This is a genomic window from Aurantimicrobium minutum, assembly GCF_029894165.1.
GTDB lineage: Bacteria > Actinomycetota > Actinomycetes > Actinomycetales > Microbacteriaceae > Aurantimicrobium > Aurantimicrobium minutum_A.
In genome coordinates this window covers 641,493-664,707 of the sequence record NZ_JARXXU010000001.1, presented here as the reverse complement: position 1 = coordinate 664,707, position 23,215 = coordinate 641,493, and the positions used below count along the sequence as shown (strand labels likewise).

Sequence of the window (23,215 nt, the reverse complement as noted above, 5' to 3'; positions counted from 1 at the left end):
TTAAGAGTTTGAAGCAAGAAGCTCTGCTTGCTCAAGCACCAGCTCTACCGCGATCTCTTCAGCATCTGGTGGGTAGTCATACTTGGCAAGCAGCCTGCGTACTTTTGATCTCATAGCTGCTCGAACGCTGTCTTTGAGATTCCAGTCGATTGTTGCTGATTCACGAACCGCAACGACTAACTCCCTGGCAATCTTTTTGAGTGTCTCATCCCCAAGTTTGAGAACAGCGGTGTCGTTTTGGAACACCGCGTCATAGAAGGCGACTTCGTCATCTTCGAGACCAAGTTCCGCTCCCCTGGCCTGCTCATCTCGCAATTCCTTGGCCAGTTTTACAAGTTCAGCAATGATTTCTGCGGTCGTGAGGGAACGGTTGGTGTATTTCTTGATTGCCTCATCCAGGAGTTCCGAGAACTTCCTTGACTGAACAAGGTTCGTCTTGGATATCGTCTTAATTTGATCATTGAGCAAACGACGCAATAGCCCCATCTGGAGGTTGGGTTTGTCTTTGTGTTCTAACGAATCCAAAAATTCGTCAGAGAGAATCGACAACTCAGGCTTCTCAATTCCTGCCAACTCGTAAATATCGATGACCTGGTCTGCTGAAACTGCCTCATTGACGAGCTGACCGATGGCGGTGTCGATTTCAATTGCCCCAGAGCCACCGCGTCCAGAGTCTGGATTCTGAATCTTCAAGATTGCGGTTCTTACATCGGCAAAGAGTCGGATGTCTGAACGAATGACATTTGCTTCATCGCGCGCACCTGCAAGCATGAAAGCCTTGAGGAGGGCAAGCACCTGGTCATTGAATCGGGACGTTCTGTCAGGATCTGCCATGACGAAGTCCAGAACTTTTGCACGCTGCCCCAAGAGTTGCGCAGCTGAGAGGTTTGGACTCGAGTCGAAATCAAGCCCATGGAGCAAGCCACGAATAATGTCGTGCTTCTCCAACATCACAGCAATGATCTCTTCAATGGGAACGCCAGCTTGTTCCTGATCTGTTGGAGAGTACTCCGCCAATGCAGCTCGCAAGTTTGTAGCAATTCCCACGAGGTCGATGATCAAACCGCCGGACTTGTCTCGGAAGGTTCTGTTTACGCGAGCAATTGCTTGCATCAGGCCCGCACCGCGCATGGGCTTGTCCACATACATGGTGTGCATGGAAGGGGCATCGAATCCAGTGAGCCACATGTCTCGAACAATCACGAGTTCGAGCGAGTCATCCGGGTTCTTTGCTCGAAGCTTCAGTTCGCGTCGCGTCTGCTTGTCATGGATGTGCGGCTGAAACTCTGCAGGATCTGCAGCGGAGCCTGTCATGACAACCTTGATTTTGCCCTGAGTGGGGTCATCAGAGTGCCATTCCGGTCGCAGGGCAACAATCTTTTCGTAAAGTTTCACCGCAATACGGCGGCTCATCACCACGATCATGCCCTTACCAAAGGCAGCCTCGCGACGTTTCTCCCAGTTATCCACAATGAACTTTGCTTCAATATCAAGGCGCGCATCAGCACCAACGATTGCTTCCAGCCGTGACCACCGCGACTTCGCAGCAGTTGCGGCATCTTCTTCAACCTGCTCCGTGATTTCATCTGCGAGTTCATCGAGGTTTTCAAGCTCATCTTCAGGGAGCTCAACCTTGATCAAGCGGGGTTCGAAGAAAATACGGACTGTCGCGCCGTCCTCAACAGCGCGAGTGAGGTCGTAGACGTCGACGTAATCACCAAAGACCGAGCGGGTCGATTTATCGTTGCTCTCGATGGGGGTCCCTGTGAAGCCCAGATAGGTAGCACCTGGCAATGCGTCACGAAGATGTTTGGCCAGGCCAGCACGAAGCTGCCCTTTGCTATCCAAATACTCACTGAAACCATATTGAGATCGGTGTGCCTCATCAGCAATCACAATTACATTTCGGCGATCTGTCAGTACAGGGTTTTCGTCCCCATCTTCGCCAGGTCTGAATTTCTGCAAAGTGGAGAAAACGATGCCGCCACTAGCTCTCTTGAGTTTGCTTCGCAGATCTTGACGCGTCTCTGCTTGAACAGGAGTCTCAGGCAAAATCCGCGCAGGTGCAAACGTTTCTCCGAAGAGCTGATCATCGAGGTCATTGCGGTCTGTGATGAATACCAGGGTCGGATTACTCATGCGTGGATCACGCATGATCTTGGCCGCATAGAAGACCATCTCAAAACTCTTCCCAGATCCTTGTGTGTGCCACACAACACCACCCCGGCGGTCCCCGTTGGGGCCAGAAGCCTCAACGGTGCTCTCAATTGCTGCATTCACGGCCCAATACTGGTGATATTTCGCAACTCTCTTCACCAACGTTCGAATGGGCTGTCCAGAACTTTGTTCTGTGACCGTTTCGTCAGAGAACACTACAAAGTTCTGCAGTAAATCAAGGAATCGAGCTGGTTCAAAAACACCCTTGATGAGTACTTCAAGCGAAGGGAGGTTACTTACAACTTCACGGCCCTCGATGGTTTTCCAAGGTGCATAGTGCTCGAATGCTCCTGTGTAGGAACTCATCGCAGAACTGATGCCATCGGAGATGACGGTTACGGCGTTAGGCACAAAGAGCGAAGCGATGTCTTTGCGGTAGGTCTGAACCTGATTCCAGGCATTTCGCAATGTTGCATGCTCAGCAGCAGAGTTCTTGAGCTCAAGGAGACCGACCGGAATTCCGTTGAGAAACACAATCACATCAGGTCGTCGGTTTTTACCGTTTTCGATAATGGTGAACTGGTTGATTGCCACCCAGTCATTACGTTCGGGATTCTCGAAATCAATTAGCCAAACTCGCGTGGTGCGCACCTGGCCGTCTTCACCACGATGCTCAACAGGAACACCTTCGGTTATGAGTTTGTGAACTCTATAGTTCTCATCAATTGGATTCTGAGACTCAGCGCGATCCAACTTTTTGAGAGCCTCATCAATGAGCTCTGGTGAGCATGAAGAATTGATGCGGACAGTAGTTTCACGTAGTCGGCCTGACAAGAACACCTGGTCAAATGAAGAACGTTCTTCACCAGGCTCGCCAGGAGCGAGGTTAGGGCCCCAAACAGTTTGGAAGCCAAGTTCACGAAAATACTCGAGAGCTGCATCCTCAATTGTGGATTCGTTGAAATTCTGCATCAAATTGAGGCCCCTCTATTCGAAATGCGTGCTGCAATTTGCAAATTTAAAAGGGAATCCCTAAGAAGAATCAACTTGTTATTTTGTGAACCAAGTTTCAACATCAACTCAAGCATTTGATCCAACTGCGAACCTAAAACGCGTTTTAATTCGTGAAGTTTGCTTGGTAATGGTACCGATCTCAGATTTTCGGAGTTCAATCCTGGTTGGGCAGCGCCAGTTACCCTCATCCTGATTTCAGCATCAATGCGTGGTGAACGTAGTAGCCAATAAAGAAGCCCCTGAGATACAAACTCGTTTCCCTGCAACCTGAAGACGTGTTCATTTACAACTGCTTCATTGGTTGGGAATCCGAATCCAAATGCGCTCACTATTGAGTTAGAGGTACTTAAAGCCGCCCCATCCTTGTAAACCAAAATATCCCCGTCAGCAAGATGCCCCCGTTTCATCTGGGATGCAAATTCAACTGGAACGAATTTAGTTTCTCTATTTCCTGTGATCCCTGCAGACTTGACTGATTCAGCTCCTAGGCTCACTACACCTTTTGAAGTAGCTCCTCCTTTGGGGCGAGAACCAGTCTCCATAATTCCAAGTACATCCCCAACCGTAATGTCAGTTGTTAATTCATCATTTGCCATTGATTGTTCAAGGAGCGCAGCTCCGAGTCTTTCTAGCAAGTTGATGGAAGAAATACCTGATTGAATTCTTTCCGAAATGGCAAAATACTGATCACCAATAGAAACCTGAACTTTCATTTCTGGCAAAGGAATCATCAGTTGATCAAAATCACCTTTTTTGAAATGCGGAATCAAGGAACCTACATGCATGCTTTCGATTCTTTTTCGGACGAGATTAGAACGAAGAGCTGCAAATAGATATTTCGGATAAACCAATGTTGCATCCGGTCGAAGCGAAACCATATCTTGAGCAATACAAAAGTTCACTTCTTCGGGAACCATGACGACACGACCGGGGGATCCTTTACAGACAAACAGAATGTCTCCCGGAATCGGGTGCCCCCTAAACCAGGTTTCCATCCTTTCGTCATCAACAAATCGAACATTTTCAAAAGTTGGATAGAGCGAGTCCTCTTTTATGCAATTGGTTGCAATTAGTGCAGTGCCAGTTTCTGAAGTGGGTACAGATTTTCCACGATTATCGACGATATCTTCTAATAATTCTGTGAATCTAACTTCATTCATGAATTTGATATCCAACAGACAATTGGCTTCTGATCTTTTCCTCTAATTGATGCCCCCTGGCAAGTTCTTGAAATAATTCTGATGAGAGCCGGGAGATTTTGTCCTCAATAGGCTCATCATCTATTTCTGCGTCTGGTACTCCGACATACCTCTGCGGGGAAAGAACAAAGTTGTTTGTCCGAATTTCGTCAATAGTTGCTGACTTGACAAACCCTGGAATATCTAAATGTTTGCCATCAATATTTCGCCATGAATGATATGTGTTTGCGATTTTCAAAATATCTTCATTTGAAAATTGGCGAAGTCGACGACTTACCATTGTTCCAATTGTCCTGGCATCAATAATAAAGTACTTCGTCATTCCTCTTACGATGATTGACTCCGTTGCGATCCTTTGAAATAAACCAAAGTGAAACACTGATTCCTGTATTGAAAAACAGTTTGTCCGGCATCGCGACAATACAGTCGACTAGACCTTGCTCCACCAAATTCTGACGAATTTGATCATCACCGTTTTGATTCGAAGTAAGTGCACCGTTCGCGAGTACAAACCCGGCGGTACCTGTTGGGCTTAAGTGATGAATGAAGTGCTGTACCCAAGCGAAGTTGGCATTGCCTTCTGAAGGAACTCCGTACTTCCAGCGGGGGTCGTCAGCTAGCTTCGGATCCCACCAGTCAGAGACGTTGAAAGGGGGATTCGCGATGATGTAGTCAGCACGAAGGTCTGGGTGAAGGTCTTCCGTGAAAGTATCGGCCGACTTAGGGCCAAAATCAGCTTCAATTCCTCGTAATGCGAGGTTCATCTTGGCGAGCTTCCAGGTAGTGTCAGTGAACTCTTGGCCATAGACCGAGATGTCTGTTCGCTTACCACCATGAGCTTTGACGAACTCAGCCGACTCAACAAACATTCCGCCCGAGCCTGCTGCAGGGTCATAGACACGACCCTTGTAAGGCTCAAGCATTTCTACAAGTGTTCTCACAACAGAACGTGGTGTGTAGAAAGCACCTGCGTCCTTGCCACTTTCTTTTCCAGCGAATTGGCCAAGGAAGTACTCATAGACGCGACCAAGGACGTCATCTGAACCATGGTCATCTGTACTGGTGAATCCAATAGATCCAATGAGGTCTACCAGCTCGCCCAAGCGGCGCTTATCTAGACCATCACGACCAAAGTTACGAGGAAGCACTCCTCGAAGTGACGGGTTCTCCTTCTCGATGAGGTCCATAGCTTTGTCAATGTCCTCACCGACAGAAGGAAGTTTCGCTCGATCCTGGATGTAACCCCAGCGAGCATTCTCAGGAACCCAGAACACATTGTGGCTTGTGTACTCATCACGGCTCTCGAGGAACTGAGCCAAGCGTTCTTCACGAATACCCTCTGCCTCGAGCTCACTGGTGAGGGTGACACGACGTTCTTCAAAACGGTCAGAAATGTATTTGAGGAAAACCAAACCAAGCACTACGTGCTTGTATTCACTTGGTTCCTGGTTACCGCGGAGTTTGTCCGCGGTAACCCAAAGGGTTTGCTCAAGAGTTTTTTGAGTCTTTGTGGTCTTCGCCATCTTGATATTTCCCCTTATACCCAAGCTTGAAATCTATTTTTTAGCATAACTACGGCCCCTGACAGTGCCGAATGTACTTTGAATACGAATCTCATTCAGAACCTTCTTCGGTGACTTCAATTCCAACCCCGTAACGGATGCCAACCAAAATCGAATTGGTGATTATGGCAGAACTCTCGATGATTTCCTTGGCGTATTTCTCTAGTTCTTTAGCAATCGAAATAACTTCAACTAAGCGCTTTTGTTCCTCAAGTGGCGGAAGTGGAATCTCAAGGCTCTTGATACTTGCACGTTGGATAGCAGCACCGGTTTGAAAGCGCTTGTTCCAGTTACCAGCGATGACGTTCACAAAGAATTCAGGTAGTAAGACATTTTCATTAAATTGAGTGAATCGGTGGAGTCCGTTTGCTACTTCATGTCCCCCGGTTGGATCCACAAGAGCAGTTGTGGAATTAATCGTTGCCACAACTACATCCCCAGCCGAAGTCAATTCTTGATTTTTAGCGCTAGAGATCTCCTGTGGAAGGATTCCTTTGCGAACTCGAGTGTTTGTGAAACAAGATTTTGATTCTTCTTCACCTGCACTAACGCGGGTTCTACCAAGTTGAACCTTTACAACCCCTTGCATCAATAACTCTTCTACAGTGACGACTCTCGTGGCCCCTTCGAGAGTTGGTTGACGAAGCTTTTCAAGTAACTCTTCAGTCTCTTGAAGTGCATATTCAATCTTTTCAAAGCTCCAAGAGTAATCTTCTTCAAGCTCCTCATATTGCGCTGGTTCTCTGAATACCCAGTTCTGTGGAAGCAAGTTCGCATTACTCGCCAAAACTTCCGAAGCAAAAACTGTGATCCGGCTCGATGTTGTACTTTCTGATGAACTACTAAGCCATTGAGGAATCAGCAACTCAGGAATTGATTCTTCGGTTGCATCGAAAAAAGTGATCTTCTCTTCCGCATAGTTTGTTGGTCGTCTAAGTACCCATAAAGCCAGAGGAATTGACGTGTGAGGAAGCATTTTCCCTGGAAGAGCAACCACTGCTTCGATGCAGCCAGCTCGAACCAATCCCGAACGAATTACCTCCTCAGCTCCCTTTTTGAAGAGTGACCCTTGAGGCGTGATTACATAAGCACGACCCGTTTCCGAGAGGTGAGCTATTGCATCTTGTATCCACGCAAAGTCAGCACTGGATTTAGGGGGAGTCCCATAAATAAATCTCTGGTCAGAAATACCCAGTGTGGTATCAAAACGAAGGCCGAATGGGGGCTCAAGAATCACAGTGTCTGCCTTCATTTCAGGCAGTCGATCTTCGCGAAGAACATCAGACTCAAAGATCTTGATGTCAATGTCGTGCAAGTAGGCGCGGAGCTTTGCCACATAAATTGCAGAAGGCGAAAAGTCCTGGCCATAAATCATGCTTGGCTCTGCACCCAGGTTCACTGCACTAATCAGCGCTGAAGCAATCCCGCATGCAGGGTCATACAAAATTTCGTTTTTGGGGCGCTGCGTGGCAATTAGAGCAAGAAGTGTAGAAATGCGAGAGCCAATAAAACCTGACTGTGCACCAAATTTGCCCTGAAGTTTAATGTTTTTCTCTAGTACGTAGTCTGATGCTTCATCCAGTTGATCAGATGGTACTTGCGAGATAGCAAGGGCAATCTCAAGTATCTGTTGGCCAGCAAGTTGAGTGGCAATAAGTGGTTCCACCCCAAGAAGTTTGGGCTCAAGATTAAAGAGTGTTGTTAGCTGTTCTTTATGAAATGTTCCACTTTTCAGATCACCGATCAATAGATTCCATGAATCCGTGTTGTGGGTATCTGAAATTTTCTTGATAGTCATCAAAGTTAACAAGAATTCTTGGGCTTCGAAAACATCCATGTTTCCACGAAGCAAATTCATCATGGACCAAACAATTGCCCCACTATTTGGTTGGTTTATTTCATTACCCCGAGCCGTGAGCCAAGCGATAACTTGATTCCTGTCAAAAAGCGGATTGGCATCTGTGCCACCAACTTTCTCTGGGAAGTCAGCTATGCGCTTTCGCCAGTTACTCACAGCACCGCGAGAAACTCCTGCGAGTTCTGCAATATCACTGGGGGAAACTTGCCCCTGAATGTTGTTCCCGCTCAAGCTACATCTCCGATCTGAGCGATAACGCTCGTGAAGTTCAAGGTTTCTGAAGCTGCCATGCTCAATCGCTTGGAAACACCATCGTTGTGTCCGACAACAGTGACCTCAACGCCCAAGCCACCAAGACGAGAAACTTCTTCGGTGAAGATCCCATCTCCTGAGATAAGCACAAGCTCTTCAAAGCGTTGATGAATGTTTTCACTCTCCATAACTTCAAGAAGCGCAAGGTCTGCACCATTCTCACCTGAGCGAACGACCAGGCGAGAAGTTGGCCATGCTGCGAACGCAGAGAATAGACCGATGTGGCTAGTTCCCACAATCACCTGATCGAGTTCCTGAAGACCAATCATGCTCTCTACTTCTTGCCGGGCCCAAAGGGCTTCTTCTGCCGTGTGGACTGCTCCTCCAACGACGTTTTCTATATCTACTAATACGAGACGGCGGCCTCGCAGTTGGTTGTGGATCTGTGGCTCTTGAGCCAATGGTACTGAAAACATTATAACTCCTGAAAATTAGTGTGAATCCGATTTTCGGCTTCTTCGTATTTTCAAAGTAATGCACATCAATATCATTTGTCAAGTGTGAATCGAGTTCACACTAATTATTCTTAGTTTTATTATTCACAATTTTATCTTCACATTTTGTCAGTAGCACTTGGAACAATGTTCTTATGGGCGAATCAACTTTCAGAATTGACAACCAGGAAACAGAAGAAGAGCGACGGCTTGGGCATCTGATGCTCCAGGAGGCTAAAGACAGAGCAAAACCGCTTATCGAATCGTGGATTACTTATAGTTCGCCTGATGAGGAGAGCCATTTGCGTTCGGTTGATCGATTGACGCCCTACAACCCGCTGAGCTATCAGCTGAGAACATTTCTCAATGTTGCTATTGATTCAATAAGAACAACTCTTAGATACGTGGAAGTAACCAACGAGATTCCAATGGTTGCTCACTACTCACTAATCAGGACATCGGTAGAAGCTTCTTCCTATGGCATTTGGCTTTTAAGTGCAGGAAGAAAAGAAAAACAAGCTTGGTTATCACTCAGGCTCAGCTACGAAAATACCCAAGAGCTCGATGGTTTAGAGAAAGTTTTCCTTCAAGCATCGATGCCAGCACCTGATCGAGAACCAATCAAGCAGCGCCTCATCGAACTACAGCAAAATCTGAAGGCTTACAGAACTCATGACATTACACAGCGCTCAACTACTACAGATGTAATTGCCAATGCAGATAAGAGTTTCGGTAAACGCAAACACGAAACGTCTGGCCTGCAGGTCTGGAAAGCCTGCAGTGGACCAGCTCACGGTAATGGTGCAGTGATCACTGCATTATTAGAACGTGAACCCATAGGTTCTGAATCTGAATATGGGCAGACATTTTTAATGACGTCACGACTTACCGTTACCGGCATGTTCCTGTTAGTTGCTATCGAAAATGCAGAGAGATTGCTTGAGTTATTGGGACAACAAGGCAGAAAGAACATTCCCAATTTTTCATAGCGGCGAAATCACTCAGGTCGCTTAACGCTAACTGGTTTCTTCATCCACTCGACCTCAGCATTGGTGAGACCGTCAGCAGTCGCTGCAGCTGTTGCTTGCCACGAGGCAAGCTCAGCCATGGCGAGATATGCCTTCTTCGTAGCAAAAGATGCACGCGAGGAACGAATAAGGTCCACTGCACATTGTTCGCGATCAACTGCATCGAGAGCCCACATCCAGTTAAAGACATCCGCGAATCTCTCCCCCAAGGGGCGAGGATCTTCATCCACAGTGATGGCGATGATCTGAGCTGCGAGTTCGAGGAGGCTATCTCGAGCATCGTTTTCTCGCAGAGACATCAAAACCAAAGGAGTATCATCCCTGCGTGTGATCTCAACGGGCGCATCTGTCGCTGCAGCAAAAACGGGGAGGGGCTGGCGAGAAAGCTCAGAAGACTGGAATACCTTGCGGTCAAGAGTGATGGACATGTCTCCATGATACTTCAGAACATATTCTGAATTCAATCTTTATTCAGCACAGCACAAATGGTCAGCTATTTTCCTCCCGGAATAAGACACCCCCTGGACGTCTTGTCACTGACCATGTGCAGTGCCCCTGAAGAGACTCGAACTCCCAACCAACTCCTTAGGACGGAGGTGCTCTTCCATTGAGCTACAGAGGCGTATATCCAGTCTACGCGCTGGAGATATCTAGGCTGCGGGAGCGAGGTAGTCGTCCCAGGCAGTGTCACGGTGATCAAGTCCCATGGCAAACCAGCTCGGGCCTGCCGGCATTCGAGGCGTGACTCTCAGTCGCCAGCCCATCTCTTGGGGCGTGCGATCAGACTTGATGTTGTTGCACTTGAAGCAGCATGCGACCAGGTTTTCCCAGGAGTCGGCTCCCCCACGGGACTTCGGTAGAACGTGGTCAATGGTGTTGGCGCTCTTGCCGCAATACCCACAGTGGTGGCTGTCTCTGCGCAACACTCCACGTCGCGTGAGGGGAACGCGACGGCTATAGGGCACACGCACATAGCGCGAGAGCACGATGACGGAGGGGCGATCAAACTTCGCCGAGATCGCTTCCACGGGGTGAGCCGCATCCGCTCGAAGGACGGTGGCCTTCTGGCTCATCACGAGCATGAGAGCTCGACGGAACGAGACGATGGCCAGGGGTTCATATCCTGCGTTGAGTACCAAGGTGCGCACGGTGTGGAGCCTTCCGAGTTGGGGCCTGCATGGCGTGCAGGCTACTTGCCGATTGGTCGCATCCATCTTGTGAGTGCTGATAAAAACGTGAAAGGGCACCGCCTGAAACAGACAATGCCCTCACTTAAGACGTGCGTATATACGCTCACCTATTCGTTCGTGTTTTCTCATCATGCCCTCCCGTGATCTCTCACGATGCTTAGGGCTTAGAGTATTGAGCTGCGCCAGCGACCGCTAGACGGCACGCCGAATCGTTATCCGTTGTTCACGGAAGCGTCAACGGGTGAAAACCCGCTGAATTAGCCGACGCGAACGAAGAGTGCGTAGCTATTTGGGTCTGCCGAGATGGAGGTCAGAACCGAAGTTCCCCCGATACCACCCTGTGCAGCAAGACCATTACCTGCGTAGATGGCAACGTGATTGCCGCGCATCATGATGTCGCCGGGCTGAACCTGCGAAGGATCGCTGAACACGGTTCCGTAGCCACCGAACTGCATGGGGCCCAAGTCGGGGACAGAGTGACCCATGTTGCGAAGTGTCTGCTCGACGAATGCGGTGCAGTCACCGGGCATACCGACCAAGTTCAGCGCGGTGTTGAGAACACCAGAGTTAGAGGAAATACCAGAGACATCTACCGAGACGCGTGCAGCAGACGAGGCACGAGCTGCGGAGGCGACGGTGACAGCTGCAGCGGTGGAATATCCATCGCGGCTAGCGGACGCAGTTGCGTCACCAGAAACTTCGAGTGCCTGCGCGTTTGCAGCGAGCTGAGCCTTGTAGGCCTCCACGTCGACGTGATCGCTTGCGTCAATAGCGTAAGCAGGTAGAGAGAAGGTTGCCATGACGCCCAGGGCGACAGCCATCACCGCGGCACGAACAATGTTGCGGTTGGTGCGCTGGGGTGCAGCCACGCGAGCGGGTGCAGGAGTTGCAGCAACAATGTCTTGTGCTGCGGAGACGAGTGCAGAACCACGCTCACGTGCAGAGGATGCGAAAGAGCGTGCTGACTTACTGAGTGTCTTTTTCTCCGCGAGCTTGCGTTCGCGACGTGACGAAAATTCGTCGTTACCTAATTCGGCCAAAGTTGAAACCTCCGGCGCCCCAACAAGCTAGGTTGCTTACCCCGTCACGATGCGAATTCCGCGTCATTGTTCATACCGAGAGACGGGGGTTGGGACGTCTCGTTATGAGTCTCTCTCACCGTTTGGTGGCGGGAAAGCTTCCCCAGACTACGGGAAGTGAGGGGAAAAGTCACATCCGCGACACGCAAAAATCACAAAAAGATAACGGCCAAAAAACTACAGGCTGTGGGTGACGAAGACGTGAACCGCAACATCTAGTGGTAAATCAAGAGATTCTGAGAATCCGCTGGCTGAAACCCTCACCCGGTTGCCATCGCACTTAAAGCTGATTTCCGAACCAGGAACAAGTCCTGCTGTGGCGAATTCGCTCAAGGTTTCGGGGCTGATCTGGGCTGGTTCGCCGAGGCGACGCACGACACCGGTGCTCTCCTCGCCCGAGGCTTTGAGCAAGTCCACCAGGTTGGCCACGCCATCCATGAAAGCTTCGGCGTTCTCGAGACCCAGTTCACTCAGGCCCGGAATGGGGTTGCCATAGGGGGATTCGGTGGGGTTGCCGAGCAGCTCCAGGATGCGACGCTCCACCTTCTCGCTCATCACATGCTCCCAGCGGCATGCTTCGTCATGGACGTATTCCCATTCCAGTCCGATGATGTCGCTGAGCAGACGCTCGGCCAAACGGTGTTTGCGCATGACATGCACAGCCTTCGAGCGGCCATCCTCGGTCAGCTCGAGGTGCCGGTCATCCGAAACGAGGACAAGTCCGTCACGTTCCATTCGGGCGACCGTCTGAGACACGGTGGGGCCTGAGTGACCCACGCGCTCGGAGATGCGCGCACGCAGGGGAACAATGTTCTCCTCCTCGAGTTCGAGGATGGTGCGCAGATACATCTCGGTGGTGTCGATCAGATCTGTCATAGTCACTACTTTACCGAGCCAACCTCGGGGAATTATCGGCTGTGCTCAAAGCCTAGAATTGAGTCATGGCTGACATCACCATCCCCCGCGAACTTCTTCCCGTCGACGGCCGTTTTGGCTGCGGTCCTTCTAAGGTCCGTCCCGAACAGGTCGCTGCCCTGGCCGGCATCGGAGCAGAGCTTCTGGGAACCAGCCACCGCCAGGCACCCATCAAGAACATGGTGGGCCGCGTGCGTTCAGGCCTCTCTGAACTGTTCAACCTGCCAGACGGCTACGAAGTGCTGCTCGGTAACGGTGGCTCCACGGCATTCTGGGATGCCGCAGCATTTTCTCTGATCGAGAAGCAGAGCCAGAACTTGGTCTGTGGTGAATTCGGCGGCAAGTTCGCTGCCGCCGCCACGACGCCATGGTTGACTGCCCCTCAGGTGATCAACGCTCCTGCCGGTTCGCGCAGTGATGCGGTCGCCACCGACGGCATCGACGTCTACGCCTGGGCTCACAACGAAACCTCCACCGGTGTCATGTCCCCTGTCACCCGCGTGCACGGCGACGCCGGTGCATTGACCGTGATCGACGCCACCAGCGCTGCCGGTGGTGTGAAAATTGACGCTGCGGAAACGGACGTCTACTACTTCGCCCCACAGAAGAACTTCGCCTCGGACGGCGGCCTGTGGTTCGCTCTGTTCTCCCCTGCTGCGATTGAACGTGTGGAGCGCATCGCCGCAACCGATCGGTACATCCCTGAGTTCTTGAGTCTCAAGAATGCGATTGACAACTCGCGTCTCGAGCAGACCCTCAACACCCCTGCCGTGGCAACGCTCGTCATGCTGGAAAACCAGATCGACTGGATCAACAACTCTGGCGGTCTGGACTGGGCCGATGCACGCACGAAGGAATCATCGAACCTGCTCTATAGCTGGGCCGACCGCGTGGACTACGCCACTCCATTTGTGGCAAATCCTGACCACCGTTCGCAGGTTGTGGTCACGATCGACTTCACCGAGGACATTGATGCTGCAGCTATCGCTAAGGTGCTTCGCGCCAACGGCATCGTGGACACCGAGCCCTACCGCAAGCTCGGACGTAACCAGTTGCGTGTTGCGACCTTCACTGCGATTGAGCCCAGCGACATAGCCGCGTTGATCAGCTCGATTGAGTACGTGGTCGAGAAGCTCTAGTCGTCGTCTTCTGAGGCGTCCTCGTCGTCAGCTTCGAGGCTGTCGTCGAGGTCATCGATATCGACGCCGTCGATATCTCCACCATGGGTGGGAGCTGACATGAGAGCAACTTCGTCGTCCTCGTCATCCTCATCTTCATCGAGGTCGTCTTCGTCGTCCTCGTCATCGTCATCGTCTTCATCAGAGTCATCGTCGAGGTCTTCGAGTTCATCACCGAGCACGGTGCCATCGAGGGCGCCTTCGGCGAGGTCGAGGAGTCCTTCAGGAAGTTCTTCATCAAGTTCGATGCCCGCTGCGGCAGCCTGCTTTTGGGCTTCGAGGAATTCAGCCAAACGAACCGACCAGGGCACCCACTCGGGTGCAACCAGGGCGCCTTCGACAGGAAGTAGTTCAGCTTCCATCACCGTGGGCTCTTCGCCAGGCAGCGTGGCCAAGCTCACGTTCCAGCGCCAGTTGGGGTAGCCATCAAGCTTGCACGCGTATTGCAGGGTGGCAATACCGTCGTGGTCGATGGTTTCTACCTCGAGCTCGCCGATGCTCTCCTCCGTGGTGATCTCTTTGAGCGCAGCCAGAGCGAGGTTCTGGTGCGCGTCAGTGAGGTGAGGGAATGTTGAATCAGGCATCAAAATCATCGGCTACGCGACGCAGCAGGGCAGCAATCTTGCTGCTGTGTGCCTTGTCGGGGTAGTTGCCGCGCTTGAGGTTATTGCCAATGCCGTCTAGCAGCTTGACCAAATCTTCCACGATGATCGACATGTCATCAGCGGGCTTGCGGTCGAGCTTCTCGCGACCTGCAGGGGTTTCGAGCACGCGCACGGACAGTGCCTGTGCGCCACGCTTGCCTTCGGCTACGCCGAATTCCAGGCGTGAACCGGGGCGAACCTTCGCCCCTTCGGGCAGGGCGGAAACGTGCAGGAATACTTCCTGGCCGTCGTCCGTGGAAATAAAGCCGAAGCCCTTTTCCTCGTCGTAAAACTTCACTTTGCCGGTTGGCATTTTTCCTCCTGCGGTTGGTACGACCCTCAGTTTACCGGGGAGTAACAACTGGCACCTATCCTTAGAGGTATGGCAACAGAAGATACCTACGTCGCAACACGAGCAGAACGCATCCTGGGAACCATGGTGATCACGATTGTCGTGTTCTCCGTTCTCGCGTTTATCGCCATCATCACCGCAGGAATTACCCAACTTGATCTCACCAGCCCCATCGGTTCTGCGATCTTGGTCCTGCCCGGTATCGGTCTTCCCATCGCCTTCGTTCTGATGATTGCTCTCCTCATTCTGAATATGATTCGACGCCGCAAAAACGCATCTGCGGGTTCTCGTTAACGCGCTCACAGGCAAGTAGGCGCCTGTGTCCTCTTCCTTAGAAATGTCCAAGCGCCTCCGGGCGCTCAGTGACGATCAGCTCATCGAGCTGGTCGCTATTCGCCTCGGCACCACGAGTTCTCTGCGTGACTACTTTGACTTAGCTGATGCTCTGCTCTCCCCCGACAGCATCCTGGCTGCCCTGCGCAGACTGCCGGTTGATCAGTTAGTCCAGCTGAAAGCACTTGCCCACGATTCCTCACAAGCAAACACGAATGTGTCCGGCGTCATCGAGAGTGCTGTACTTGGTCCCGTTGAATCCTCCCCTGCTCTCTACCCCGAGGTTTCTGCTGTCCTTCTCGAGGTGACTGCCTCTCTATCTGCCCCCGGGGCAACCGCTGCGCAGAAAAAGAGCACAACCGATCACACCCGAGACACCGCTGCACTGGAGCACTCCCTGGCGGTTATCACCTCCTTGGATGAGCTCTCTCGCTCCATTGCTGCCCATCCGGTCAAGGAACTAGCTCGCGGTGGTCTGAGTGCCCAGGACTCTGCCCGTCTGGCGCCCCTGATGCCCAGCCCTGACCTCACCCCCACCGCACTGCTTGCTTTGGCGAAGCTTGCCGGCGTTCTGATCAAGAACGGTGGTTGGTGGATCAGCACTATCCAGCTCGACGCCTGGCTTGCTCTGCCACTGACCCAGCGCTGGCTCACCGTGGCGAAAGCGTGGTCAGAGGAACTCGGCCCCGACGTCACGGCGGTGTTCACTGCTCAACCCACGTGGGGTCCGGAACTTTCCAGCTGGCTTGATGCCCAGTATCCCCTCGGTCATGACTGGCTGGATGCAGATCTGGCCGCCCGCCTCAGCGAAGCAGAACTGATGGGCATCAGTACCCTCGGGAACGTCACGGCCGTGGGCAGTCATGTCTTGGCCGGGAACTGGGAGGACGTAGTGACAGCCATCACGGCCGTCGTTCCCCCGTTCGCTGAGCATGTGTTCGTGCAGCACGACTTCACTGTTGTCGCACCTGGACCCTTGCAACCCGTCGAGGACGTCTTCATGCGTCAGCTGTGCACGGTGGAATCCCGCGGCCTGGCCACAACCTTCCGCATCACGGCGCAAGGCGTGAACCGTTTGTTGGCTCAGGGCACGACCGCCGAAGAGATTCTGCAGCGCCTGACTAACCTGGCCGCAACAGATATTCCCCAAGCGGTGAGCTACTTCATCACCGACCTCGGCGAGCGCTTTGGCTCCATCCAGGTTACGGAAAAGAACAGCCTCACGATCGTCACGGCGGTGGATCCTCTCGTGCTCCGCAGCATTGCGGCCGATCATTCTCTCCATGCCCTGAATCTGCGTCCGCACGAACAGAACTCGCTGTTCTGCGCACACCCTGCTCAGGTTGTGCACGCCGCGTTGATTGAAGCGAAGTATCCGGCACAACTCGTGGATGCCCAGGGCCGGTTCATCCAGCCCGAGGGTCGGCACTCCCGCGCTGAGCTGCACTCAGAACCCGTCAGTCCATACACCGCTCTGATTGAGCGTCTGCGCGGTAGCCGCGAAGCGGCCACCACCGACGATGCCACGTGGATTGCACGTCAGCTCGATGTAGCCGTGCGCGAGAAGAGCATTCTCATTGTGACCGTGCAGATGCCCGATGGCGAACGTGAGTTCACGATCGAACCAAAGGGTTTCTCGAATGGCCGTCTGCGCTGCTTGGATCGCACCACTGAGGTGGAGCGCACCCTGCCCGCCTCGCACATCACCGCTGTGCGTCCGGCCTAGTCGGGCGCACACGTCCTGAACCTGCTCTCAACCGGAGTAACGTAGAGAGATGCCTGAAGGACCGTTGATCGTTCAAAGCGATCGCTCTGTATTGCTCGAGGTGGCCCATCCGCAGGCTGCGGATGCCCGACATGACCTCGCTGTCTTTGCCGAGCTTGAACGCGCACCTGAGCACATTCACACCTACCGCATTACCCGTTTGGGTCTGTGGAATGCACGTGCCGCTGGTCACACCGCGGATGAAATTCTGGGCACACTCGAGAAGTATTCGAAGTATGCGGTCCCTGCCAGCGTCACCATCGACATTGCAGAAACCGTCAACCGCTATGGCCGCCTCACGATTGAGCGCGATGCTGAGGGTGTTCTGATCCTCAAGGGCAGTGATGCGGCGGTGCTCTCTGAAGTCTCGCGGTCCAAGAAGATTACGACCCTGCTCGAGGGCAAGCGCGAGGACGGTAGTTACGAAGTCCAAGCGTGGGCTCGTGGCCAGCTCAAGCAGGAGCTGCTCAAGCTCGGCTGGCCGGCGGAAGACAATGCCGGATACAAGCCGGGAGCTCACCACGACATTGATCTGGCCACCGATGGCTGGGCACTGCGTCACTACCAGGAGAAAGCCGTCTCGAACTTCCTGGAAGGTGGCTCAGGAGTTGTGGTGCTCCCCTGTGGTGCCGGAAAGACTCTGGTCGGTGCTGGCGCCATGGCGGCCACCAAGACCGACACTCTCATCTTGGTGACCAACACCGTCTCGGCGCGTCAGTGGCGTGATGAGCTGCTCAAGCGCACCTCCCTCACCCCGGACGAGATCGGGGAATACTCGGGCGCAACCAAGGAGATCAAGCCGGTCACCATTGCGACCTACCAAATTCTCACGGCCAAGCGCGGTGGCGAGTTTGCTCACCTCGCCCTGCTCGATGCACTCGACTGGGGTCTGGTCATCTACGACGAAGTGCACTTGCTTCCCGCACCGGTATTCAAGCTGACGGCGGAGCTGCAAGCTCGCCGCCGTCTGGGCTTGACCGCGACGCTCGTGCGCGAGGACGGCCGCGAGTCCGACGTGTTTAGTCTCATTGGCCCGAAGCGATTTGATGCGCCCTGGAAAGAGATTGAGCAAGAAGGCTTCATCTCTCCTGCGGAGTGCAAAGAGATCCGCATTGATCTCGATCCTGACGAGCGCTTGATCTATGCCGCCGCTAGCGATGCTGAACGGTACCGCCTGGCCGCGACGTCACCTCGCAAGATTGAGATTACGAAGAAGCTGCTCGCGCAGCACCCGGGTGAACGGGTGCTCGTCATCGGGCAATATCTGGACCAGCTGGCAGAACTGGGCACCGCCCTGGGCGTTCCTGAGATCACCGGGGCAACTCCCGTAGATGAGCGTGAGCGCCTGTTCAATGCTTTCCGCGACGGCAGTGAGCCTGTGCTCGTCGTGAGCAAGGTGGCGAACTTCTCCGTCGACCTGCCCGAAGCGAGTGTGGCCATCCAAGTCTCGGGAGCGTTTGGCTCCCGCCAGGAAGAAGCTCAGCGTCTGGGGCGTTTGCTGCGGCCGAAGAAGAGCGGCTTCACCGCGACCTTCTACACTCTGGTTGCCCGCGACACCGTGGATCAGGATTTCGCTCTTAATCGCCAGCGGTTCTTGGCTGAGCAGGGTTATTCCTATGAAATCGTGGACGGTCACACCGTCTAGGTGTGGCTTCTTTCTGCTGATTTCCCACCAAAGCACTGAGAGAGTGCTGTTCCTCAGCGTGCACACAGTCGGCTGTCTAATAACTCTCAGGTTACATTCAGGAAACAGTCAGATACTGGATACATGGAAAACCCACGAATCCTCATAGTTGATGACGAACCCAACATTCGAGACCTCCTGACCACAAGTCTTCGGTTCTCCGGGTTCAACGTGCAGGCTGTTGGCAATGGCGCAGCCGCGATCTCGGCAGTCCTCGCAGAAGAGCCCGATTTGATCGTGCTCGACGTGATGCTTCCGGACATGAACGGCTTTTCCGTGACCAAGCGTCTGCGCTCGGCCGGATATACCGCCCCCATTCTCTTCCTCACCGCTAAGGACGACACCCAGGACAAGATCATGGGTTTGACCGTCGGTGGCGATGACTACGTGACCAAGCCTTTTAGCCTCGATGAAATCGTGGCCCGTATCAAGGCCATTTTGCGCCGCACGATGCAAGCCGACGAAGAAGCCCTCATCCGTGCCGGGGAAATCTCCATGGATCAAGACACCCACGAAGTGGTCGTCAACGACACTGTGGTGGACCTCAGCCCGACCGAGTTCAAGCTGCTGCGTTACCTGATGCTCAACCCCAACCGCGTGCTGAGCAAGGCCCAGATCTTGGACCACGTGTGGGAATACGACTTCAACGGTGATGCGGGAATTGTGGAGTCCTATGTTTCCTACCTGCGCCGCAAGTTGGACGCTGTCTCCACCGAACCCCTCATCACCACCAAGCGTGGTTTTGGATACATGCTCAAGGTCGCGAAGGCGTCCTAACCACACACCTCCAGTGCACGACAAGGGCGAGATCTGACAAGGTCTCGCCCTTTCAGCATTTACACACCTCATTCCTGCTTAGATTGCTTGTGATGCCTTTCAAATTCAACGAACGATGGAACGCCATCTCCTTGCGCACCAAGGTGACCGGCGTCACTGTGTTGTTGCTCACGATCGGCCTCCTGGTTTCCGGTATTGGAACCATGGCGATGCTCAAGCCCGCCCTGATTGGTCAGCTGGATACCCAACTGCAATCGGTGCAGCAAGACCTTTCTAATGTGTTGCAGCTGAGCGAGTCAGGTACGCCCCAGCAGGCGGCCCCCACGGATTACTACTATGCGGTCTATAGCGCCAGCGGTATTTTGCTCGAGCAAAACTGGACCGATAAGGCCCTCTCTGCGCGCCCCAACATTCCCAACGGCATCACCCTGGACGAAGCAACCACTCTCGACGGGGCAATCTTCCCCATCCGCTCGAACAACGGTCGCGTCCTCTTCCACGCCATTGCTGTCCCCGTCACCTTCGACGATGCCACCGGAACCCTCGGCACGGTCGTCGTGGCCCTGTCCACCTCGAGCGTGGACAAGCTGATGACCACCTACCTCTCGATCTTCTTGGGCCTGGGGATTGCCATCGTGATCGTGGGGGCGTTGCTCACCCGTTTCCTGGTCACCACCACTTTTGCGCCATTGCGTGAAGTGGAAGACACCGCCACGGAGATTGCCGACGGCAATCTCAGCCTGCGTCTGCCCTCCACCTTCCCCACCAGCACCGAGGTCGGTCGGCTCAACCGTTCCCTCAACATCATGTTGGGACGTATTGACCGCGCCTTCGCTGACCGTGCCCGCACAATCGACCAGATGCAACGCTTCGTCGGCGATGCCAGCCATGAACTGCGCACTCCCCTGGTTTCTGTCCGTGGCTATGCCGAGCTGTATCGCATGGGGGCACTGCAGACCCCCGAAGATATAGCCCAGGCTATGGATCGCATCGAGAAGGAAGCCATCCGCATGGGAGCCCTCGTAGAGGACCTCCTGGAGCTTGCTCGCATGGACGAAACCAGGCCACTGGAGATTTCCCAGTTCGATCTGCTCAGCATTGCTCACGATGCTGCTCTGGATGCTCGCGCCTTTGATCCTGAGCGCACCATCACCGTCTCGGGGGACGACGTGACGGTCTGTGGAGAAGAGAACAAGATCCGCCAGGTGGTAACCAACCTGATGGGCAATGCTCTGCGCTTCACCCAGGTGGGCACACCACTAGAACTCATTGTGGCGAAGCACGAGGCAGCTGGCGAAGCCAGTATCTCGATCGTGGACCACGGTGATGGAATTCCCAAGCAACTGCGCGACAAGATCTTTGAGCGTTTCTTCCGTGCCGATAACTCGCGCGCCCGTGAAACCGGCGGCAGCGGTCTGGGGTTGGCTATCGTGGCTTCGATCGTGCGGGCTCACAACGGCCGCGTGAAAGTATCCGCAACCAAGGGTGGCGGTGCCACGTTCACGGTGACTCTGCCTGTCATCCACATCTCTCCTGAGATCTAGACCTTCCACAGCCTCCACCAGCTGACTTCTTCCACTGTGACGGGTCACATACTCTCACCTGTGTGAGCGCGCCCGGCCCGCAGCACCTCCCCCTCCGCTCAGGGGCTGGGTGCGCCCACACCAACCCGTGAGGAGAAGCCATGCCCGTATTCCACGTTGATAGCGACGCCGTCGCACACGCCAGCTCAGCAGCACAACAGTCCATCGCCCGGATTCAGTCCGAGGTGGTGGCGCTCCACACCCAGCTGACCAACCTGCAGTCCTCCTGGGGTGGAGCAGCAGCAGATGCCTTCCAAGCCGTGGTGACCGAGTGGCACCTCACCGCCCGCCGCGTCGATGAAAGTCTGAGTTCTATCAACCAGGCACTGAATCTCGCCGCCCAGCAATACATGGACATCGAACAGGCCACTGCGCGAATGTTTCGGGCCTAGCCCCAGCCACGCCTCCACAAACAACAGAACGCCTCCCCCATCGACGGGGAGGCGTTCTGTGGTGTTCTGGTGAGACTTAGAAGTCCATGCCACCTGAAGGGTCACCCATTGCTGGAGCAGCCTTCTCAGGCTTCTCCGCAACGACTGCCTCGGTGGTGAGGAACAGTGCTGCAATCGAGGCTGCGTTCTGCAGAGCCGAGCGCGTGACCTTAGCTGGGTCAATAATGCCCGCAGCCATGAGGTCAACGTACTCGTCGGTTGCAGCGTTGAGGCCCCAACCGATAGCCAGCGAACGAACCTTGTCGACAACAACGCCGGGCTCGTGTCCTGCGTTCAGAGCAATCTGACGCAGTGGAGCTTCGATAGCGACGCGAACGATGTTCGCACCGGTTGCTTCGTCACCGGTCAGCGAGAGCTTCTCAAAAGCGATCTTGCCAGCCTGGATCAGTGCAACACCACCGCCGGGGACGATGCCCTCTTCAACAGCAGCCTTTGCGTTACGGACGGCGTCCTCAATGCGGTGCTTGCGCTCCTTGAGTTCAACCTCAGTTGCGGCACCAGCCTTGATCACTGCAACACCACCGGCGAGCTTAGCCAGGCGCTCCTGGAGCTTCTCGCGGTCGTAGTCGCTGTCCGAGTTCTCGATTTCAGCGCGGATCTGAGCAACGCGACCTGCGATGAGTTCTGCGTCACCGCCACCCTCAACAATGGTGGTCTCATCCTTGGTGATGACAACCTTGCGTGCCTTACCGAGCATGTCGAGTTCGACGTTCTCAAGCTTGAGGCCCACTTCTTCAGCGATAACCTGACCACCGGTGAGGATAGCCATGTCCTGAAGCATTGCCTTGCGGCGGTCACCAAAGCCAGGAGCCTTGACGGCGACCGACTTGAAGATGCCACGGATCTTGTTGACAACCAGGGTTGCGAGTGCTTCGCCATCGACGTCTTCCGCGATGATGAGCAGCTGCTTGCCGGTCTGGATGACCTTGTCCACGATGGGCAGCAGGTCCTTGATGTTGGAGACCTTGCTGTTCACGATGAGGATGTAAGGGTCTTCGAAGACTGCTTCCTGACGCTCAGGGTCAGTGACGAAGTACGCGGAGAGGTAACCCTTGTCGAAGCGCATACCTTCGGTGAGCTCGAGCTCGGTGCCGAATGCGTTGGACTCCTCGACGGTGACCACACCTTCCTTACCGACCTTGTCGATAGCTTCCGCGATCAGTGCGCCGATCTCAGGGTCCGCAGCAGAAATAGAAGCGGTAGCTGCGATCTCTTCCTTGGTCTCGACCTCTTTTGCGTTCGCAATGAGCTCAGCAGAAACGGCTTCGACAGCCTTCTCGATACCGCGCTTGAGCGAGATGGGGTCTGCGCCAGCAGCAACGTTGCGAAGACCTTCGCGAACGAGTGCCTGAGCGAGAACGGTCGCGGTGGTTGTTCCATCACCAGCGACGTCATCGGTCTTCTTGGCAACTTCCTTAACCAGCTCTGCGCCGATCTTTTCGAATGGGTCGTCCAGTTCGATTTCCTTCGCGATGGATACACCATCGTTCGTAATCGTGGGGGCGCCCCACTTCTTCTCGAGGACGACGTTGCGTCCGCGTGGGCCAAGGGTGACCTTGACGGTGTCAGCGAGGATGTTCAGACCGCGCTCTAGACCGCGACGTGCCTCTTCATCAAAAGCAATGATTTTTGCCATGGTTGTTTTTCGTCCCTCCCGGACGTCAGAAATACTGCAAGGATTAGCACTCAAATCAATCGA

At 53.8% G+C, this 23,215-nt stretch carries 19 protein-coding genes, 1 tRNA gene and 1 pseudogene; 8 read left to right on the top strand and 13 right to left on the bottom strand.

The window, feature by feature from the left end; all coding sequences use genetic code 11:
* From M2119_RS03515 to M2119_RS03495, 5 genes and pseudogenes are all read right to left on the bottom strand, one after another.
* Positions 1-3,129 carry a type I restriction endonuclease subunit R gene (locus M2119_RS03515; protein WP_280803574.1) on the bottom strand — a complete coding sequence of 1,043 codons (3,129 nt, stop codon included), beginning with the start codon at positions 3,127-3,129 and terminating at the stop codon, positions 1-3.
* On the bottom strand, positions 3,129-4,331 hold the full coding sequence (locus M2119_RS03510; protein ID WP_280803573.1) for a restriction endonuclease subunit S: 1,203 nt from the start codon (positions 4,329-4,331) through the stop codon (positions 3,129-3,131). The genes M2119_RS03515 and M2119_RS03510 overlap by 1 nt, the downstream gene beginning before the upstream one ends.
* Positions 4,324-5,893, bottom strand: a pseudogene (locus M2119_RS03505) (N-6 DNA methylase). Before M2119_RS03505 ends, M2119_RS03510 begins: the two are co-directional and overlap by 8 nt.
* Before the next feature lie 91 nt (positions 5,894-5,984).
* Entirely contained in the window at positions 5,985-8,021 is a 2,037-nt protein-coding gene (locus tag M2119_RS03500; RefSeq protein WP_280803572.1) for an N-6 DNA methylase, read from the bottom strand.
* The gene (locus M2119_RS03495; protein ID WP_280803571.1) at positions 8,018-8,518 is read right to left on the bottom strand and encodes an NYN domain-containing protein; all 501 of its coding nucleotides are present in this window, start codon (positions 8,516-8,518) and stop codon (positions 8,018-8,020) included. The genes M2119_RS03500 and M2119_RS03495 overlap by 4 nt, the downstream gene beginning before the upstream one ends.
* 173 nt (positions 8,519-8,691) lie before the next feature.
* On the opposite strand from M2119_RS03495, the gene M2119_RS03490 reads away from it, so the two are divergent.
* Entirely contained in the window at positions 8,692-9,525 is an 834-nt protein-coding gene (locus M2119_RS03490; RefSeq protein WP_280803570.1) for a hypothetical protein, read from the top strand.
* Between the two features lie 8 nt (positions 9,526-9,533).
* On the opposite strand, the gene M2119_RS03485 is transcribed toward M2119_RS03490, so the two are convergent.
* The 5 genes from M2119_RS03485 to M2119_RS03465 form a co-directional block, all read right to left on the bottom strand.
* Positions 9,534-9,992, bottom strand: coding sequence for a prevent-host-death protein (locus M2119_RS03485; RefSeq protein WP_280803569.1), 459 nt, complete (start codon positions 9,990-9,992; stop codon positions 9,534-9,536).
* A 122-nt stretch (positions 9,993-10,114) separates the two neighbouring features.
* Positions 10,115-10,186, bottom strand: a tRNA-Arg gene (locus M2119_RS03480).
* Between the two features lie 28 nt (positions 10,187-10,214).
* Positions 10,215-10,712 carry an HNH endonuclease gene (locus M2119_RS03475; protein WP_280803568.1) on the bottom strand — a complete coding sequence of 166 codons (498 nt, stop codon included), beginning with the start codon at positions 10,710-10,712 and terminating at the stop codon, positions 10,215-10,217.
* 299 nt (positions 10,713-11,011) lie between these two features.
* Positions 11,012-11,794 carry a hypothetical protein gene (locus M2119_RS03470; RefSeq protein ID WP_280803567.1) on the bottom strand — a complete coding sequence of 261 codons (783 nt, stop codon included), beginning with the start codon at positions 11,792-11,794 and terminating at the stop codon, positions 11,012-11,014.
* A 216-nt stretch (positions 11,795-12,010) separates the two neighbouring features.
* Positions 12,011-12,709, bottom strand: coding sequence for a metal-dependent transcriptional regulator (locus M2119_RS03465; protein WP_280803566.1), 699 nt, complete (start codon positions 12,707-12,709; stop codon positions 12,011-12,013).
* 65 nt (positions 12,710-12,774) lie between these two features.
* Here M2119_RS03465 and serC point away from each other — a divergent pair, with 65 nt between their 5' ends.
* The gene (serC, locus tag M2119_RS03460) at positions 12,775-13,887 is read left to right on the top strand and encodes a phosphoserine transaminase (RefSeq protein ID WP_280803565.1); all 1,113 of its coding nucleotides are present in this window, start codon (positions 12,775-12,777) and stop codon (positions 13,885-13,887) included.
* Here the strand turns inward: serC and M2119_RS03455 are convergent.
* Positions 13,884-14,510, bottom strand: coding sequence for a DUF3027 domain-containing protein (locus tag M2119_RS03455; protein WP_280803564.1), 627 nt, complete (start codon positions 14,508-14,510; stop codon positions 13,884-13,886). The two genes, serC and M2119_RS03455, sit on opposite strands and share 4 nt — an antisense overlap.
* Positions 14,503-14,883 carry a cold-shock protein gene (locus M2119_RS03450; protein ID WP_280803563.1) on the bottom strand — a complete coding sequence of 127 codons (381 nt, stop codon included), beginning with the start codon at positions 14,881-14,883 and terminating at the stop codon, positions 14,503-14,505. The genes M2119_RS03455 and M2119_RS03450 overlap by 8 nt, the downstream gene beginning before the upstream one ends.
* 69 nt (positions 14,884-14,952) lie before the next feature.
* Between M2119_RS03450 and M2119_RS03445 the strand changes: the two genes are divergently transcribed.
* The 6 genes from M2119_RS03445 (at position 14,953) to M2119_RS03420 (ending at position 21,456) form a co-directional block, all read left to right on the top strand.
* On the top strand, positions 14,953-15,216 hold the full coding sequence (locus tag M2119_RS03445; protein WP_280803562.1) for a hypothetical protein: 264 nt from the start codon (positions 14,953-14,955) through the stop codon (positions 15,214-15,216).
* Between the two features lie 25 nt (positions 15,217-15,241).
* Positions 15,242-16,981 (top strand): helicase-associated domain-containing protein, encoded by a 1,740-nt coding sequence (locus M2119_RS03440; RefSeq protein ID WP_280803561.1) that lies wholly within the window; start codon positions 15,242-15,244, stop codon positions 16,979-16,981.
* Positions 16,982-17,030: 49 nt separating this feature from the next.
* Positions 17,031-18,665 (top strand): DNA repair helicase XPB, encoded by a 1,635-nt coding sequence (locus tag M2119_RS03435; protein WP_280803560.1) that lies wholly within the window; start codon positions 17,031-17,033, stop codon positions 18,663-18,665.
* A 123-nt stretch (positions 18,666-18,788) separates the two neighbouring features.
* Entirely contained in the window at positions 18,789-19,481 is a 693-nt protein-coding gene (locus tag M2119_RS03430; protein ID WP_280803559.1) for a response regulator transcription factor, read from the top strand.
* A gap of 92 nt (positions 19,482-19,573) precedes the next feature.
* Positions 19,574-21,025 carry a sensor histidine kinase gene (locus M2119_RS03425; protein ID WP_280803558.1) on the top strand — a complete coding sequence of 484 codons (1,452 nt, stop codon included), beginning with the start codon at positions 19,574-19,576 and terminating at the stop codon, positions 21,023-21,025.
* A gap of 140 nt (positions 21,026-21,165) precedes the next feature.
* Positions 21,166-21,456: a WXG100 family type VII secretion target gene (locus M2119_RS03420; RefSeq protein WP_280803557.1), complete on the top strand. Its 291-nt coding sequence runs from the start codon at positions 21,166-21,168 to the stop codon at positions 21,454-21,456.
* Between the two features lie 76 nt (positions 21,457-21,532).
* On the opposite strand, the gene groL is transcribed toward M2119_RS03420, so the two are convergent.
* Positions 21,533-23,152, bottom strand: a complete 1,620-nt coding sequence (gene groL / locus M2119_RS03415; RefSeq protein ID WP_280803556.1) for a chaperonin GroEL — start codon at positions 23,150-23,152, stop codon at positions 21,533-21,535.
* Positions 23,153-23,215: the final 63 nt, after the last annotated feature.